This window comes from Stenotrophomonas muris (assembly GCF_052751275.1).
The window spans coordinates 2,799,663-2,814,275 of sequence record NZ_CP199879.1 but is presented as its reverse complement, the minus strand read 5'-3'; the positions used below and the strand labels follow the sequence as shown (position 1 = coordinate 2,814,275).

The 14,613-nt window shown below is 64.7% G+C and carries 16 protein-coding genes and 5 tRNA genes; 19 read left to right on the top strand and 2 right to left on the bottom strand.

The window, feature by feature from the left end; all coding sequences use genetic code 11:
- The first annotated feature begins 130 nt into the window (after positions 1 to 130).
- The 6 genes from grxC (at position 131) to ACUVWL_RS13175 (ending at position 4,869) form a co-directional block, all read left to right on the top strand.
- Complete coding sequence (gene grxC / locus ACUVWL_RS13200; protein WP_004154541.1) at positions 131 to 421, top strand: glutaredoxin 3; 291 nt, start codon at positions 131 to 133, stop codon at positions 419 to 421.
- Positions 418 to 810 carry a carboxymuconolactone decarboxylase family protein gene (locus ACUVWL_RS13195; RefSeq protein WP_004154542.1) on the top strand — a complete coding sequence of 131 codons (393 nt, stop codon included), beginning with the start codon at positions 418 to 420 and terminating at the stop codon, positions 808 to 810. Before grxC ends, ACUVWL_RS13195 begins: the two co-directional genes overlap by 4 nt.
- 322 nt (positions 811 to 1,132) lie before the next feature.
- Complete coding sequence (locus ACUVWL_RS13190) at positions 1,133 to 2,137, top strand: isocitrate dehydrogenase (protein WP_014036138.1); 1,005 nt, start codon at positions 1,133 to 1,135, stop codon at positions 2,135 to 2,137.
- A gap of 248 nt (positions 2,138 to 2,385) precedes the next feature.
- Complete coding sequence (locus ACUVWL_RS13185; protein WP_014646091.1) at positions 2,386 to 3,129, top strand: cysteine hydrolase family protein; 744 nt, start codon at positions 2,386 to 2,388, stop codon at positions 3,127 to 3,129.
- Positions 3,130 to 3,182: 53 nt separating this feature from the next.
- Positions 3,183 to 4,091 (top strand): LysR family transcriptional regulator, encoded by a 909-nt coding sequence (locus tag ACUVWL_RS13180; RefSeq protein ID WP_053496445.1) that lies wholly within the window; start codon positions 3,183 to 3,185, stop codon positions 4,089 to 4,091.
- Positions 4,092 to 4,116: 25 nt separating this feature from the next.
- A complete protein-coding gene (locus ACUVWL_RS13175; RefSeq protein WP_049407513.1) occupies positions 4,117 to 4,869 on the top strand; it encodes a sulfite exporter TauE/SafE family protein in 753 nt (250 codons plus the stop codon).
- Between the two features lie 11 nt (positions 4,870 to 4,880).
- Here the strand turns inward: ACUVWL_RS13175 and ACUVWL_RS13170 are convergent, their stop codons facing one another.
- Positions 4,881 to 5,501 (bottom strand): flavin reductase family protein, encoded by a 621-nt coding sequence (locus ACUVWL_RS13170; RefSeq protein ID WP_069118489.1) that lies wholly within the window; start codon positions 5,499 to 5,501, stop codon positions 4,881 to 4,883.
- Between the two features lie 89 nt (positions 5,502 to 5,590).
- Positions 5,591 to 6,349 carry a Bax inhibitor-1/YccA family protein gene (locus tag ACUVWL_RS13165; protein ID WP_445978452.1) on the bottom strand — a complete coding sequence of 253 codons (759 nt, stop codon included), beginning with the start codon at positions 6,347 to 6,349 and terminating at the stop codon, positions 5,591 to 5,593.
- 180 nt (positions 6,350 to 6,529) lie between these two features.
- On the opposite strand from ACUVWL_RS13165, the gene ACUVWL_RS13160 reads away from it, so the two are divergent.
- The 13 genes from ACUVWL_RS13160 (at position 6,530) to ACUVWL_RS13100 (ending at position 14,604) form a co-directional block, all read left to right on the top strand.
- Positions 6,530 to 6,606 (top strand) — tRNA-Pro (locus ACUVWL_RS13160).
- A 39-nt stretch (positions 6,607 to 6,645) separates the two neighbouring features.
- Positions 6,646 to 6,722 (top strand) — tRNA-Arg (locus ACUVWL_RS13155).
- Positions 6,723 to 6,896: 174 nt separating this feature from the next.
- Positions 6,897 to 6,973 (top strand) — tRNA-His (locus ACUVWL_RS13150).
- Positions 6,974 to 7,052: 79 nt separating this feature from the next.
- Positions 7,053 to 7,128 (top strand) — tRNA-Lys (locus ACUVWL_RS13145).
- Positions 7,129 to 7,324: 196 nt separating this feature from the next.
- Positions 7,325 to 7,400 (top strand) — tRNA-Lys (locus ACUVWL_RS13140).
- 220 nt (positions 7,401 to 7,620) lie between these two features.
- Positions 7,621 to 7,989: a hypothetical protein gene (locus ACUVWL_RS13135; RefSeq protein WP_014646096.1), complete on the top strand. Its 369-nt coding sequence runs from the start codon at positions 7,621 to 7,623 to the stop codon at positions 7,987 to 7,989.
- A 374-nt stretch (positions 7,990 to 8,363) separates the two neighbouring features.
- A complete protein-coding gene (locus ACUVWL_RS13130; RefSeq protein WP_445978451.1) occupies positions 8,364 to 8,936 on the top strand; it encodes a hypothetical protein in 573 nt (190 codons plus the stop codon).
- A 492-nt stretch (positions 8,937 to 9,428) separates the two neighbouring features.
- A complete protein-coding gene (locus ACUVWL_RS13125) occupies positions 9,429 to 11,900 on the top strand; it encodes a DNA-directed RNA polymerase (RefSeq protein ID WP_445978450.1) in 2,472 nt (823 codons plus the stop codon).
- A 233-nt stretch (positions 11,901 to 12,133) separates the two neighbouring features.
- Positions 12,134 to 12,379, top strand: coding sequence for a hypothetical protein (locus tag ACUVWL_RS13120; RefSeq protein ID WP_445978449.1), 246 nt, complete (start codon positions 12,134 to 12,136; stop codon positions 12,377 to 12,379).
- A gap of 127 nt (positions 12,380 to 12,506) precedes the next feature.
- Positions 12,507 to 12,980: a hypothetical protein gene (locus ACUVWL_RS13115; protein WP_445978448.1), complete on the top strand. Its 474-nt coding sequence runs from the start codon at positions 12,507 to 12,509 to the stop codon at positions 12,978 to 12,980.
- On the top strand, positions 12,980 to 13,699 hold the full coding sequence (locus ACUVWL_RS13110; protein ID WP_445978447.1) for a hypothetical protein: 720 nt from the start codon (positions 12,980 to 12,982) through the stop codon (positions 13,697 to 13,699). Before ACUVWL_RS13115 ends, ACUVWL_RS13110 begins: the two co-directional genes overlap by 1 nt.
- 66 nt (positions 13,700 to 13,765) lie before the next feature.
- Positions 13,766 to 14,155, top strand: a complete 390-nt coding sequence (locus ACUVWL_RS13105) for a RusA family crossover junction endodeoxyribonuclease (RefSeq protein ID WP_445978446.1) — start codon at positions 13,766 to 13,768, stop codon at positions 14,153 to 14,155.
- Positions 14,152 to 14,604: an N-acetylmuramoyl-L-alanine amidase gene (locus tag ACUVWL_RS13100; protein WP_108771170.1), complete on the top strand. Its 453-nt coding sequence runs from the start codon at positions 14,152 to 14,154 to the stop codon at positions 14,602 to 14,604. Before ACUVWL_RS13105 ends, ACUVWL_RS13100 begins: the two co-directional genes overlap by 4 nt.
- Positions 14,605 to 14,613: the final 9 nt, after the last annotated feature.

Below are 14,613 nucleotides of genomic sequence, written 5' to 3'. Positions count from 1 at the left end.
CGGGCGGGGCGCGCCAAGCGTGGCAGGGCGGGGGGCAACCATTCGTTAATCCACAGTGTTGCGGCCGTGGCGTGGAAATTCCAGCGCACCGGTACCATATGTAGACCGTCGATCCATCGTGGAGTTTCCCGTGACAGCCCAGACCGCCGGCGGTGCCCCCGCCATCACCATCTATTCCACCGCCGTCTGCCCGTACTGCGTGGCCGCCAAGAACTTCCTGAAGAGCAAGGGCCAGCAGTGGACCGAGGTCCGCATCGACCTGGACCCGGCCGAGCGCGAGAAGATGATGGCGCTGACCCGCCGCACCAGCGTGCCGCAGATCTTCGTCGGCGACGTCCATGTCGGCGGCTACGACGACATGATGGCCCTGCACCGTGAAGGCAAGCTCGAGCCGCTGCTGGCCGGGCAGGGCCAGGCATGAGCGCGGCCGACGACGGCAGCAAGGACCGCATCGCCGAGTTCACCGAGTTCCGCAAGCGCATGAACGAGCGGATCCTGGGTGAGCCGAACCAGGTGGTGCGCCGCTTCTTCGCGCTGGACACGCAGACCTACCAGGCCGGCGCGCTGGACGTGAAGACCAAGGAGCTGCTGGGCCTGGTGGCCTCGATGGTGCTGCGCTGCGACGACTGCATCAGCTATCACGTGGCCCAGTGCAAGGACGCCGGCGTGACCCGCGAGGAGTTCTTCGAGACCTTCTCGGTCGGCCTGGTGGTGGGCGGATCGATCGTGATCCCGCACCTGCGCCGCGCGGTCGACTTCCTCGACCAGCTTGAAGGTGGCGCCGCCGCCCCGGCAGCGCACGAGCACTGAGGGGCGTGCCGGCCGCTGGCCGGTATTCCCTGAATCCGGCATGGCCGGGGTTGCCGGCCAGCGGCCGGCACTACCGCACCCGCGAGGGGCCTTCCCACGATCCAACAGCCCAGGAGCCCCCTTGTTGTTCAAGGGGGCGCGCCGACAGGCGCGGGGATAAGGCGGAATGCGCGGGCAATTCTGCCTGGGCCGGGCACTGGGACCATGGTCTATTTGGGACCTCGGCCCCGGCTCAGGCATAATTGCCGGTGAAACTTCCTTTGCGCCGGCGTTTCCGGGCACGTCCGGACGGCGTTTTTCCCCCTGTTCGGAACATCGATCAATGACGCAGAAAATTACGGTCATCCGCGGCGACGGCATTGGCCCGGAAATCATGGACGCCACCCTGTTCGTGCTCGACCAGCTCAAGACTGGCCTGGAGTACGAAGACGCCGACGCCGGCCTGGTGGCCCTGGAAAAGCACGGCGACCTGATGCCGGCAGTGACCCTGGAATCGATCGCGCGCAACAAGGTCGCGCTGAAGAGCCCGCTGACCACCCCGGTCGGTGGTGGCTTCACCTCGATCAACGTCAGCCTGCGCCGCCACTTCGACCTGTACGCCAACGTGCGTCCGGCCCACACCTTCCCGAACACCAAGTCGCGTTTCGACAACGTCGACCTGATCACCGTCCGTGAGAACACCGAAGGTGCCTACCTGGCCGAAGGCCAGGAAGTGTCGGCCGACGGCGAAACCGCCTTCTCCGGCACCCGCATCACCCGCAAGGGCTCCGAGCGCATCGTGCGCTACGCCTTCGAGCTGGCCAAGAGCACTGGCCGCAAGAAGGTCACTGCCGTGCACAAGGCCAACATCATCAAGTCGACCTCGGGCCTGTTCCTGAACGTCGCCCGTGAAGTCGCCGCACAGTACCCGGAGATCGAGTTCCAGGAAATGATCGTCGACAACTGCTGCATGCAGCTGGTGATGCGTCCGGAACAGTTCGATGTGATCGTCACCACCAACCTGTTCGGCGACATCATCTCCGACCTGTGCGCCGGTCTCGTCGGCGGCCTGGGCCTGGCCCCGGGTGCCAACATCGGCAAGGACGCGGCGATCTTCGAAGCCGTGCACGGCACCGCGCCGGACATCGCCGGCCAGGGCAAGGCCAATCCGTGCGCGCTGCTGCTGGCAGCCGCGCAGATGCTGGACCATGTCGGCCAGCCGGAAAACGCCGAGCGCCTGCGCAAGGCCATCGTGGCGACCATGGAAGCCAAGGATTCGCTGACCGGCGACCTGGGCGGCACCGGCACCACCATGAGCTTTGCCCAGGCCATCGCCAGCCGCCTGTAAGCGGCCGGCCGACCTCGGTTGGATCCACAGCGGGGCGCCTTCGGGCGCCCCGTTGCGTTGTGGGCCGGCCCGGTAGATCCACGCCGTGCGTGGAATGACGGGGCCTTGGTCCGCAGCCACCCATGGGGTGGCTCTACATGGAAATTGTCTGTGCGTACATTGCACAGATCATGTGCCGCTACGCAGCTGGTTCGTGCGTCACGCGCTCCGCATCCTGTGCCCACTGCCCAACGCACTGGAGCTCGAACATGAACCTCACCGCCTTCGGCCTGGCCAGCCTGATCGGCATGGCCACCACCGCCCCGGTCGCCGCCGCCGAGCCGGCCCATCCCACCATCCGCCACATGGCTGGCGCGCCGGTCGCGACCTCGCTGGATGCGGCAAAGACCGCCGTGCTGGTCATCGACTTCCAGAATGAGTACTTCGATGCCACGGCCGCACCGGGCTTTGCCGGTGGCCGCATGGTCATTCCCGATGGCGTGGCCGCGCTGCGGCAGGCGAAGCGGGTGGTCGAATTCGCCGATGCTCATGGCATCCGCGTGATCCATGTGCAGCACGTGCTGCCGGCGGGTGCGCCGCTGTTCGCACAGGGCAGCGTCAATGCTGCCTTCCATCGCGACCTGCAGCCGCGCCAGGGCGAGACCGTGGTGCAGAAGGACAATGTCAGCGTGTTCGCCGGCGCGTCCTCCACCGTGCTCGACCCGCTGCTGAAGAACGCCGGCATCGACACCCTGATCGTCACCGGCCTGCAGACCCATGCCTGCGTGGCTGGTGCCGCGCGCGACGCGGCGGCCGCGCCCCGTGGTTACCGGGTGATCGTCTCGTCCGATGCCAGCGCCAGCCGTGACCTGGACCTGGCTGGCGGCCGGCGCATCGGCCATCGCACGCTGCATGAAGCCGCTCTGGCCCAGATCGAGGACGCCTTCGGCGATGTCATGACGACTGACGCGATCCTGGCACTGCCGGTGCGCAAGGCCGGCGACGGCGCTTGATAAGCTGGCGGGGCCCGCATGCCGCGGGCTCCGCCACGTGGAGCTGCCCGCCGATGGATCACTTCGCTGCCCTGCGTGCACTGCGCGCCATCGTCGATGCGGGCAGCTTCACCGCGGCAGCCGAGCGCCTCGGTACCACCCACTCGGCGATGTCGCGGCAACTGCGGCAGCTGGAAGAACACCTGCAGGTGCGCCTGCTCGATCGCAACAGCCGCCGGCTGTCGTTGACCGAGGCCGGGCGCGACTACTACCGTGAGGCGGCAACGCTGCTGGACCGCCTGCAGGAAGCCGACGACCGTGCCCGTGCCGGGCAGGCGCAGCCCAGTGGAAGCGTGCGGATCAGCGTGCCGCAGGTGGTGGCCAGCCAGGAGCTGCCGCACTGGCTGCCGTCATTCCTGCAGCGTTACCCCCAGGTCACGCTGGACCTGTCGGCCGATGACCAGCTGGTCGATGTGGTCGGTGGTGGTTTCGACCTGGCCCTGCGCATCGCGGCTTCACTGCCGGACAGCCAGCTGGTCGCGCGCGAGCTGGCCAGCTGCCCGCGCATCCTGGTCGCCGCACCGGCCTACCTGGCACACCACGGACTGCCGCGGCAGGCAGCGGACCTGGCTCATCACACGCTGCTGGGTTTCAGTCCCACGCCAGCACTGCCGCCCTGGCAGTTGCAGGGGCCGCGCGGCGCAACCGCGAGCATCGAAGCCGGGCAGCGCCTGCGCGTGGATGCCACGCCCGCACTGTACGCCGCCGCGCTGGCCGGCATGGGCATCAGCCTGTTCACCGCCTTCACCGTGCAGGAGGATCTGCGCGCCGGTCGTTTGATCCGCGTGCTGCCGGCCTGGCATGCGGGCCAGCGACGCTACTTCGCGCTGTACCCGCATGCACGTGCACTGGCGCCCAAGGTGCGTGCGCTGGTCGAGCATCTCGCGGCGCACTACGCTGCACAGGTGAGCGCGGCAGGGTAGTCGCGCGGTTGCAGCCGGGGTGATGATGGAGTCGGTGTATCTGCTGGTCGCGCTTGGCGCGATCGTCGCCGGATTCGTACAGGGCCTGTCCGGTTTCGCCTTCGGGATGGTAGCGATGTCGTTCTGGGCATGGGGGCTGGAGCCGCGACTGGCCGCTGCGCTGTCGGTGTTCGGCGCGCTGGTCGGTCAGCTGGTGGCCGTGTTCACCGTGCGGCGTGGCTTCAACCTGCGCCTGCTGCTGCCGTTCGTGCTGGGCGGCCTGGCGGGCATTCCGCTCGGCGTGATGGTACTGCCACACCTGGACATGGACTGGTTCAAGGCGCTGCTGGGCGGCTTCCTTGCGCTGTGGTGCCCGGTGATGCTGATGGCGCGATCATTGCCGCCGATCCGCGTGGGTGGTCGCATCGGTGACGCGATCGCCGGCATGGCAGGTGGGGTGCTCAGCGGCATCGGCGGTTTCGCCGGACCGGTGCCGACGCTGTGGAGCACGCTGCGTGGCTTCGGCAAGGACGAGCAGCGCGCGGTCATCCAGAACTTCAACCTGGCGATGCTGGCAGTGACCATGGCCACCTATGTCGGCAGCGGCCTGGTGAGCCGGCAGATGCTGCCGTACTTCGCCATCGTGGCGCCGGCGATGCTGGTGCCGACCCTGCTGGGTGCGCGCGTCTACATCGGCATCAGCGAGGCGCGCTTCCGGCAGATCGTACTGAGCCTGTTGACCGCGTCGGGCATCGCATTGCTGGCGTCGTCGATGCCGGCGCTGCTGGCGCGGTCGTAACCGGTTGAACGTCAGGTCGGGCGGAACATGCGGAAGCGCTGTCCGGCGCCGATGCGGAAGTAGTCGGCAGGCCCGCCGCCGCGCAGGATCGGGGCCGCCGCAGCGGTGTCGTAGATGCCATCGACCAGCAGCCGTTCATCGATATGCACCGTCACCACTTCGCCCAGCACCAGCCAGCCGTTGGTGTCCTGGCCGGCGGCATCGCGCAGGCGGACGATCTGCGTGCAGCGGCATTCCATGCTTACCGGGCTCTGTGCCACGCGGGGCGGTGCGACCTGCGTTGAGGCCAGTGGTGTCAGGCCGGCAAGGGCGAACTCGTCGACATCCGGCGCGACCGCACGGCAGCTTTCGTTCATCGCCTCGGCCAGGTCGAAGGTGGCCAGGTTCCAGACGAATTCACCGGTGGCTTCAATGTTGCGCAGCGAGTCTTTGCGGCCCTGGCTGGAGAAGCCGATGATCGGCGGGGTGTAGTTGAAGGCGTTGAAGAAGCTGTAGGGCGCCAGGTTCAACGTGCCCTGTGCGTCGCGGCTGGAAATCCAGCCGATCGGGCGCGGGCCGATGATGGCGTTGAACGGGTCATGCGGCAGACGGTGGCCCTCTGCCGGGCGGTAGCTGTGGAAGGTGTCGGGCATGGGGGCAGGGGACGTGTGGGCTTGCTCGACTCTACAAAAAAGCCGCGACCCTTGCGGATCGCGGCTTGTCTTTCTCGGCGAGGCTGGACTCAGCGCTGCTGGATCTTCGACAGCAGGCGCAGGAACTCCACATACAGCCAGACCAGGGTCACCATCAGGCCGAATGCGCCATACCACTCCATGTACTTCGGCGCGCGCTGGGCCACGCCGGTTTCGATGAAGTCGAAGTCCAGCACCAGGTTCAGCGCCGCCACGACCACCACGAACAGGCTGAAGGCGATGCCCAGCCAGCTGGAGTCGTGGATCACCGGCACGTTGATGTTGAAGAAGCCCAGCACGAACGAGGCCAGGTAGAGCAGGGCGATGCCGCCGGTGGCGGCGACCACGCCCATCTTGAAGTTCTCGGTGGCCTTGATCACGCCGCTGCGGTACGCGAACAGCAGCGCAAACAGGGTGCCGAAGGTCAGCAGCACGGCCTGGAACACGATGCCCGGGAACTTGGCGTCGAACACGGCCGAGATGGCGCCGAGGAACACGCCTTCCACCAGCGCGTACATCGGCGCGGTGACCGGCGACCATTCCTTCTTGAAGATGGTGATCAGCGCCAGCACCAGGCCGCCGATGGCGCCGCCCATGGCGTACAGCTTGGCCGCGTCCATGACCTGGCCGTAGTCGTCGATGGTCTGGTTCCAGGCGAAAGCGGCCGTCAGCACGGTCAACAGCAGCAGGAAACCGGTCTTGTTGACGGTGCCGTTGAGGGTCATTGCCTGGTCGGGGCTGGTCACCACCGAACCGCTGGCGAGGTCGAGGAAGGTCGACTCGGAAAGAGCCGGGTTGCCGCTGCGCATGCGTGTTCTCCGTGCGAATGAGGGTCAGGACGGCCATCCGGCCGATGGGCGTGAGCATAGCCGATGACTGCTTTCGGCGTTGTGGCAGGCCGCGGAACTGCGCATCCTTCGTTGACAGTTCCCAGCGCGCTTGGCGACAATGACCAACTCCCCGGGCCTGACCCGAGGGGATTGCAAGACCGGGGTATAGCGCAGTCTGGTAGCGCGCCTGCTTTGGGAGCAGGATGTCGGGGGTTCGAATCCCTCTACCCCGACCAATCCCACGTCACGTCGGATTGGACACCGTTCCGGTTCGGGCGCCCGTAGCTCAACTGGATAGAGCACCGGCCTTCTAAGCCGGCGGTTACAGGTTCGATTCCTGTCGGGCGCGCCATTGGCGGGAAAGCGGGATCGCATCGGCGGATGTGAAGAAGTGCTTGCAAAAGCGTAAAGACTCCACCAGAATATCGGACTCGCTTCGGCGGACCGGAACTTCGGTGACAGTCTCCAGGCAAGGTTTCAAGGTTCCAGTGCTGGCGGTATCGGCGGTGGAGCGAAAGTTTCAGTGGTGGCTGTAGCTCAGTTGGTTAGAGTACCGGATTGTGATTCCGGTGGTCGGGGGTTCGAATCCCCTCAGCCACCCCACTGATTCAACCGCATCGGCGCAGCCGAAACGGTATTGCAATAAACAGAAAGCACGCTACAATGTGCGTCTGGGTTTCACGGGCCGTTAGCTCAGTTGGTAGAGCAGTTGACTCTTAATCAATAGGTCCAAGGTTCGAATCCTTGACGGCCCACCAAGACGGAAGCCACCTGGTACGCCAGGTGGCTTTTTTCTTATAGGTGTGACCCTTTCGTTTCAATGGGCCACACGTTGCAGGGCCCCGCCTGGCGTGGATCTGCAGCGCATCGGGATCGCAGTGCTGGTTTCAACGATGTTGAAGAAAGTGCTTGCACCCACCGAGCGGATCGGGTCATAATTCGCGCCCCGATTTCGGGCTGTTAGCTCAGTTGGTAGAGCAGTTGACTCTTAATCAATAGGTCCAAGGTTCGAATCCTTGACAGCCCACCAGACGAAAGCCACTTGGTCATCCAGGTGGCTTTTTTCTTGCCCGTACGCCGGGTTGCGCTTCATCCACGCATGGCGTGGATCTACTGAAGCAGTGCTGAAATCAGTGGCATACGCGTCATCAGTGTTTTCAATGCTGTGCACTGCTTCTCACCGCATGGCGTCCTGCATCGCACCCAATAGATCTTCCGCGCTGATGGCGCATGCAGGAAGGAAGAAGTTGATGGCTGAGATCACTCGATTGCACGGCACGGTGTGGGTTCCCTTCGCGTTGATGGCACTGGCGGCCTGCACGCCGGGCAATGATCCTGCGCAGGCTGTCGAGCGCGATGCGGGCGCAGAGCGCATTCCGGCGCGCCAGATCGACGACGCCATGCAGTTGCGGCCGGCCCGGCCCGCGGAGGGGGAGGTCCTGCCCGGCGCGGTGGACGTACAGCGCAATGCGGACGGTTCGGTGGATGTGCGCAGGGCTGCGCCGGCGTCGGTGGCCCTGCGTCGCACCGACGATGGGGGCGTGGAGGTCCGGAAGGTGGATGCGGCCGTCGACCCGGGTTCAGGCGCGGCGCCGGCCCGCACGGTACCGCAGCAGTAGGCTGCGGCCAGCCCGGCGGGTCGCGCGCCCGCCGGGGTGGCCGCGATGCAGCGATGGCGCGGAGCGTAGTGGATTCAGCTTTGTGCAGGCCTTCCGATTCCAGTCGCCGCCTGCGACAATGAACACCTGTGCCGGCCACGCGAAAGTGGCGGAATTGGTAGACGCCCTGGATTTAGGTTCCTTTCCGGTCCCTTCTCGATCAGGGGCTTACGGACAAAGACACGGCACAATCCTGGCACAGTGGCACAGATGGCACAGCCAAATTGAAGAATTGTGCCGCCGCCTTGGCACATGGTTTGGCACACCTAGGCACCCTTAAGATGTAGTCAGGGGCGCGTAGCGGCTAAGGCAAGCGATCAACTGCAGGGGGATAGGTGGCGGACGGCAAGACATCTTGGCGCTCAATCGTTGAGGCCGTGGTAGCGGGCGCCATCCTGGCTGCGGGCGGCTGGGCGCTTAACAAGCTACCTGTAATTGGGAAGTGGCTGAGCGTGGAGGCGGTCATGCCCCGCTGGCTGTTGCTTAGCGTCTTTATGGGTTGGACGCTGTTTCTGATCTTAGTAGAGAGACGTGCTTCTTCTCCTACAGCCCCGGCGAAGGAGCCTGAAGATGCCCCGCCTCAGCACGAAAGCTGGACGCCTGAAGGACTGCATTTAGAGGTCGTGAAGGCGCTGCGGACCGTGGATGCTGGCTACCTGAACGCAAATGAAGTGCGAGGGATGATGCGCGCGTTGGAGCTAGGTGAATGGCCTTTAGCAGACGTGAACCTCGCTCTTCGAGAGTTGAACGAGCAGCGCTTCGTGTCGTTCCATATCGACCATCTGAGAGGCAAGTTGTACTCGCTTGCCGACGAAGGGATTCGCTTTGCGCAACGCAGCGGGCTTAAGCCCAAGAGCAACGAGGTGCTGCGCATGTTGAAATTCCAGATGGACAATTTCCAAGACTAACGACAGCCCTGGGCCCTCGTCAGGGCGTCTTTTCCCACCACTTTCCCCGCTTCCTCCCGGCGCGCCTGTCGGCCTCCCGCTGCCGCGCCTCCGCCTGCTCCTCAGGACTTCGTTTGTCTTGGAGGGAGAGATGCCAGCTCGTAGGCATCATCTGCGAGGGGTCCACCGGTGGCGGCCTCTCGGCTGCGGCCGGTCCGTGCTTCGGATCGTCTGAAGTGCTCATAGCGCCCACCTTACGACCCCGCGCGCTCACCGCGTGAGACGTCCCAGCGACTCGTCCTGAACGAGTCAGCGCAGCCGTGCGCGAAATGCATCGACGAGCGGATATGAATCCGTTTAAGATGCGCATCCCCACCCACCCCCAGTTTGCCCGAGGCGGCCATCGGCCGTGCTGGGGAAGTTGTGCCCGAAAGCATCCGTTATCGGATATGCATCCGGGGCGATTGAGGCGCACCCAAGGGCGAAGCCCACCTTCTACAGGAGAGACCTAAAGTGAACATCCAGAGCAACCTTCAGTCCCTGCGCGACCGCCAGGAAACGCTCGAAGCTGAATCGGTGACCCTCGGCCAGAAGGCCTACAACGACATGCGCGCGGACACCCCTGAGTCCGAGATGCTGCCGGGCGTGCGTCTCTTGAAGAAGGCGGTCGAGCCCACCGCAGCGCGGATCGTGGAGTTCATTGAGGAGGCCGGCAACGGCAAGGCGGGGCGGAAGCACATGGCGCTGCCCTACGTGTGCCAGCTCGACGAGTACGAGGCGGCCTACTTGGCGGCCCGAGGTGCTCTGGACGGCGCGACGGCCAAGAAGCGGACCGTGCAGAGCGTGGCCCTGAACATTGGGCGCTCGGTGGAGGCCCACTTGAACATCAGCAAGCTGGCCGACGAGAAGAAGGGGCTCTACAAGAAGGTGGCCGATCAGCTCAAGAGCGTGAACAACGCCCGCCACCGCTCTAAGGTCTACAGCGTCGTCTGCAGCCGCTACGGCGCGCAGGCGGTGACCTGGGATGATCAGGAGATGCTCAACCTGGGCATGAAGCTGCTGGAGCTGTTCATTGAAGCTACCGGCATGGTCAAGCTGGAGCGGGTCTCCCGGGGCACCCACGACACCGTGGTCGAGGTGCAGTTCGAGGAAAGCTGGCTGGCGGTGATCGAGAAGGCCCACGATCAGTGCGCGCTGCTGTGCCCGCAGTATCAGCCGATGGTCCACCCGCCGATGCCCTGGCGGAACGCCTATGAAGGCGGCTACCTGACCAAGTTCCTCCCCACGCAGCTCGTCGCGACGTCCAACAAGGACTACATGACTGAGCTGGGCGGGTTGGACCTGTCCGACGTCCTGGAATCCATCAACGCCGTGCAGGCGACCGCGTGGCAGATCAACAAGCCAGTCTACGAAGTCCTGAAGGCCATCGTGGACGCGGAAGAGAACAGCCCCTGCATGCCCCCGGCGCACGATGAGCCGATGCCCCCGCGCCCCTACGGCATTCCTGCGGACCTCGCGAAGGAGCACATGACGCTGGATCAGCAGGAGGAGCTGAAGGTGTTCAAGGGCAAGTGCGCGCGCATCCACGAGAAGAACGCAAAGCGCGTCTCTCAGCGTGCCCAGGTCGCCAAGGCACTGTCGGTGGCCGGCAAGTTTGCGGACGACGCTGCCATCTACTTTCCCCACTACCTGGACTTCCGGGGCCGCGTATACCCGTTCTCCGCCTACCTGTCGCCGCAAGGCAGTGACCTGTCCAAGGGTCTCCTGCGGTTCTCCGAAGGCAAGGCATTGGGCGATACCGGCGCGTACTGGCTCGCGGTCCACATCGCGAACTGCTTCGGCGTGGACAAGGTGTCCTTTGAGGACCGGGTCCAGTGGGTGATGGAGAACGAGGAGCAGATCCTCGACAGCGGTATGGACCCCCTGGACGGCGCTCGCTTCTGGGAGACCGCCGACAGTAAGGTGTGTGCGCTGGCGGCCTGCATGGAATGGGTGGGCTACAAGCTGCAGGGTGAGGCATATGTGTCCCACCTCGCCATCGCCATGGACGGCTCGTGCTCGGGCCTTCAGCATTTCAGCGCGCTGCTGCGCGACCCGGTAGGCGGCAAGGCCGTCAACCTGGTTCCCCAGGACAAGCCGGGTGACATCTACACGGCGGTCTACAAGGAAGCGCAGATCATCAGCGACAGCCGGGCAGGGGAGGAGAAGTACGCCGAGTTCGCTGCTGCCTGGGCTGGCAAGTTCAAGCGCAGCATCAGCAAGCACCCGACGATGACGCTCTGCTACTCCGCAACGAAGCTGGGTATGGCGAAGATGATCCTGAAGGCAGTTGAGGAAGAGCAGGAGGATGGCTCGACGTACCTCAACAATGACGTGGACCTCTACAAGGCCTGCGTCTACGCTGCCGACTGCATCTGGATCGCGTTGGGCAAGGTGGTGGTGGCCGCTCGCGGCGCCATGGAGTGGCTGCAGCACTCATCCAAGGTCGTCGCCAAGGCGAACCTGCCGATGCGCTGGACCACGCCGATGGGACTGCCGGTTATGCAGGCGTACAAGGAAGAGAAGGGCACCCGCGTGAAGGTGTTCGTCAACGGTCAGCGTGTGGAGCTGACGCTCAACGCCGAGACGTCTGTGATCGACAGCCGCAGGCAGGCGGCCGGCATCGCTCCGAACTACGTACACAGCCTGGACGGTGCCCACCTGATGCGGACGGCAAAGCTGGCTAGCTTGAACGGCATCACAGCCCTTGCGGTCATCCACGACTCCTTCGGCACGCATGCGGCCGACACCGATATGCTCCATGCGGTGATCCGGGAGGCGCTGGTGCAGCAGTACACACCGAATCGCCTGGAGATGTTCCGCGACGAGGTGGTCAGCCATCTGACCATGGTCGCACCGGAGCTGGTCGAAGAACTGGCACCACTGCCGCCGATGGGGACGCTGGAGCTGGAAGGCATCCGGGAGTCCGACTATCTATTTGCCTGATATATCGATGAGCGGATATGTATCCGTGAGGTGATTGAGGCGCACCCAAGCACGACCAAGTCGCCCTCGGCCATCCGGCCGGGGGCTTCCTCATTTCTGGACACCACCTCGTTCGAGTGGTGAGCAATTAAGTCGCACCCAAGCACGACCAAACCGCCCCGGCTCCGGTCGGGGCTTCCTCGTTCTTGGGAGACCCAATGGCCTCAGCCCAGTCCGTCCGCGATCAGATCGGCATGCCTGACCTCAGCGCATGCAGGCCGCTCGCGGTCCAGCAGATCAACCACATCCAGGGCACCTCGCCCGCAATGCAGCTCTTCTCCACGGCCGTAGCGCTCACCGCTATGTCCGAGGCAGCAGGGCTCGACCCGTACGACGTGGTCGCCGTCTCGCGGCGCGCCATGAACGACCTCGAATCCCCTTACACCCATCAAATCCAGGCCATCCGCGACTACGCCACGAGCGAACTGCGGCGCGCCTGAACCGGAGCATCCACATGATCGGCAAATTGAACTCGGCGGTCGCCGAGCTGGAAGACAGCGGCTACCTGTCGGACGAGACCCTGGCAAACCTCAACTTCGACGAGCTGCTGCTGGTCCTGGAGCGCGCATGAAGATCCTCGCCGAAGGCACTCGCAAGGTTCTCCTGATCGACCCCGAAGCCATCTCGCGTAACGCCGAGCGTGGCCTGGGCAACTGCCAGACGGTCGCTACCGTCGCCACCGTGGACGACACCGGCGCGGTGCTGAGCATCGACCACGGCATGACCGTGGACGTACGCGGTGAAGTCAAGTTCGAGTACAGCCAGCACGCCTTCCTGTTCGTGATCAACCGTGTGCCGCTGCGCGGCGCTTGGATCACCTACGCCGAAGTTGTCATCGACGCCGAGCCGGAGACCGAGGAAGAGCAGCAGGACGACCCGCAGACCCCTGCAGCGCCGGCCGCAACCACGGCTCCGGAACCCCCGACCGTGTCCCCGGCACCCGATGCAGCACCGCAGTTGGACCTGATCCAGGCCCCGCCGCGTACCCCCAACCGCCCCGCCCGTAAGACGGCAGTCGTAACCGAAGGAGTCACCGCCTAATGGCAAAGAACAACGCATACCCGGTCATCAAGCTGCTGCTGCCGAAGGCACCGGCCATCTTCCCGAAGCTGAACACCCCGGACACCAAGTTCGACTCGGACGGCGTCTACGAAGTGAAGCTGCGCTACGAGGAGGGCCAGACCGAGCTGGGCCTGATCGGTCGAAACGAAATCGACCTGGAAGGCATCCTGGAACGCCTGAAGACCCTGCGCGATGAGTTCGCCGACGCCAAGCGCGAAGAGCTGATGGCCGGCGACGGCAAGCAGAAGAAGAAGGCCAAGGAACTCACCGTCCGCGACATCGGCGAGATGGAGTGCGACGACGATACCGGCGAAGAGACCGGCAACCTGATCCTGAAGGCCAAGATGAAGGCCAGCGGCATCAGCAAGAAGGACGGCAAGCCGTGGACCCGTGCGCCGAAGCTGTTCGACGCCAAGGGCAAGCCGTTCCCGGCGAAGGCCCCGGCCATCTACGGCGGTAGCGTGCTGAAGGTGGCGGTTGAAGCCGTGCCGTACTACGCCGCCAACGACAACGTCGTGGGCATCACCCTGCGACTGGAAGCGGTGCAAGTCATCGACCTCGTGTCCGGTGGCGGCCGTTCGGCCAGTGCATACGGCTTCGGCTCCGAAGACGGCTACAGCGCCGAGGAAGACGTCGGTGACGACGCTGGCTCGGTTGACGACAGCGCTGCCGGCGACGGCGGCACCGACGACTTCTAAGTCGCCCGCCCCGTAGCAGCCCGGAAGGCCCCCTCGTGGGGCCTTTCGCATTTCTGGAGCAACACCATGCGCTTCCTCATCAACCGGGCGGCAATGCCAACGCCGCGCGCCCGGCACCGTGCCTTCCTGGTGAAGGGCAAGGTCATCAGCAGCACGTACAACCCCAAGGAATACACCGAGTACCTGAAGGCCCTTTCGGCGGACTTCCGGCGCGACTTCGACTACAGCGAGTTCATCGAAGTACCGGTGCGCGTCTGCATCACGGTGACCCTCAAGAAACCCAAGACCACCAAGCTGCCGCATCCGAAGCCGGACGTGGACAACTTCGCCAAGGGCGTGCTCGACGCAATGACCCAAGCTGACCTGTGGCCCGACGACACGCTGGTTCGCGAGCTGGCCGTGATCAAGCAGTGGGGGCCGGATGATCAGATCGACGTCTCGGTATTCCACGCATGAGCGGCCCGACCTTCAAGGCGCTGGACGCCTCCAAAATCGCCTACCTCGTGGTCCATTGCGCCGCCACCCGCCCGTCGATGGACGTGGGTAAAGCCGAAATCCGCAAGTGGCACTTGCAGCGTGGCTTCTTCGACATCGGCTACCACTACGTCATTCGACGTGACGGAACCCTGGAGAAGGGGCGTGAGGACACCCGTCCAGGCGCGCACGTGTCCGGCTTCAACGGCAAGAGCCTGGGCATCTGCCTCGTCGGCGGCGTCACCGAGCACGACGTCAACGTCGCCGAGAACAACTTCACGCCGCAGCAGTTCCACGAACTGCGCTTCCTGCTGAAGAAGCTCAAGGCGCTCTATCCCAACGCACAGATCGTAGGTCATCGCGACCTCAACAAGGGCAAGGCCTGTCCGTCATTCGACGTGAAGGAGTGGCTAGCCAACAACCCTCTGTAAGGAACGAAC

Excerpts from the sequence above, each read along its gene's own strand:
- ACUVWL_RS13195 (WP_004154542.1), top strand. The coding sequence starts at position 418 with ATGAGCGCGGCCGACGACGGCAGCAAGGACCGCATCGCCGAGTTCACC.
- ACUVWL_RS13190 (WP_014036138.1), top strand. The coding sequence starts at position 1,133 with ATGACGCAGAAAATTACGGTCATCCGCGGCGACGGCATTGGCCCGGAA.
- ACUVWL_RS13185 (WP_014646091.1), top strand. The coding sequence starts at position 2,386 with ATGAACCTCACCGCCTTCGGCCTGGCCAGCCTGATCGGCATGGCCACC.
- ACUVWL_RS13180 (WP_053496445.1), top strand. The coding sequence starts at position 3,183 with ATGGATCACTTCGCTGCCCTGCGTGCACTGCGCGCCATCGTCGATGCG.
- ACUVWL_RS13175 (WP_049407513.1), top strand. The coding sequence starts at position 4,117 with ATGGAGTCGGTGTATCTGCTGGTCGCGCTTGGCGCGATCGTCGCCGGA.
- ACUVWL_RS13170 (WP_069118489.1), bottom strand. The coding sequence starts at position 5,501 with ATGCCCGACACCTTCCACAGCTACCGCCCGGCAGAGGGCCACCGTCTG.
- ACUVWL_RS13165 (WP_445978452.1), bottom strand. The coding sequence starts at position 6,349 with ATGCGCAGCGGCAACCCGGCTCTTTCCGAGTCGACCTTCCTCGACCTC.
- ACUVWL_RS13135 (WP_014646096.1), top strand. The coding sequence starts at position 7,621 with ATGGCTGAGATCACTCGATTGCACGGCACGGTGTGGGTTCCCTTCGCG.
- ACUVWL_RS13120 (WP_445978449.1), top strand. The coding sequence starts at position 12,134 with ATGCCTGACCTCAGCGCATGCAGGCCGCTCGCGGTCCAGCAGATCAAC.
- ACUVWL_RS13115 (WP_445978448.1), top strand. The coding sequence starts at position 12,507 with ATGAAGATCCTCGCCGAAGGCACTCGCAAGGTTCTCCTGATCGACCCC.
- ACUVWL_RS13110 (WP_445978447.1), top strand. The coding sequence starts at position 12,980 with ATGGCAAAGAACAACGCATACCCGGTCATCAAGCTGCTGCTGCCGAAG.
- ACUVWL_RS13105 (WP_445978446.1), top strand. The coding sequence starts at position 13,766 with ATGCGCTTCCTCATCAACCGGGCGGCAATGCCAACGCCGCGCGCCCGG.
- ACUVWL_RS13100 (WP_108771170.1), top strand. The coding sequence starts at position 14,152 with ATGAGCGGCCCGACCTTCAAGGCGCTGGACGCCTCCAAAATCGCCTAC.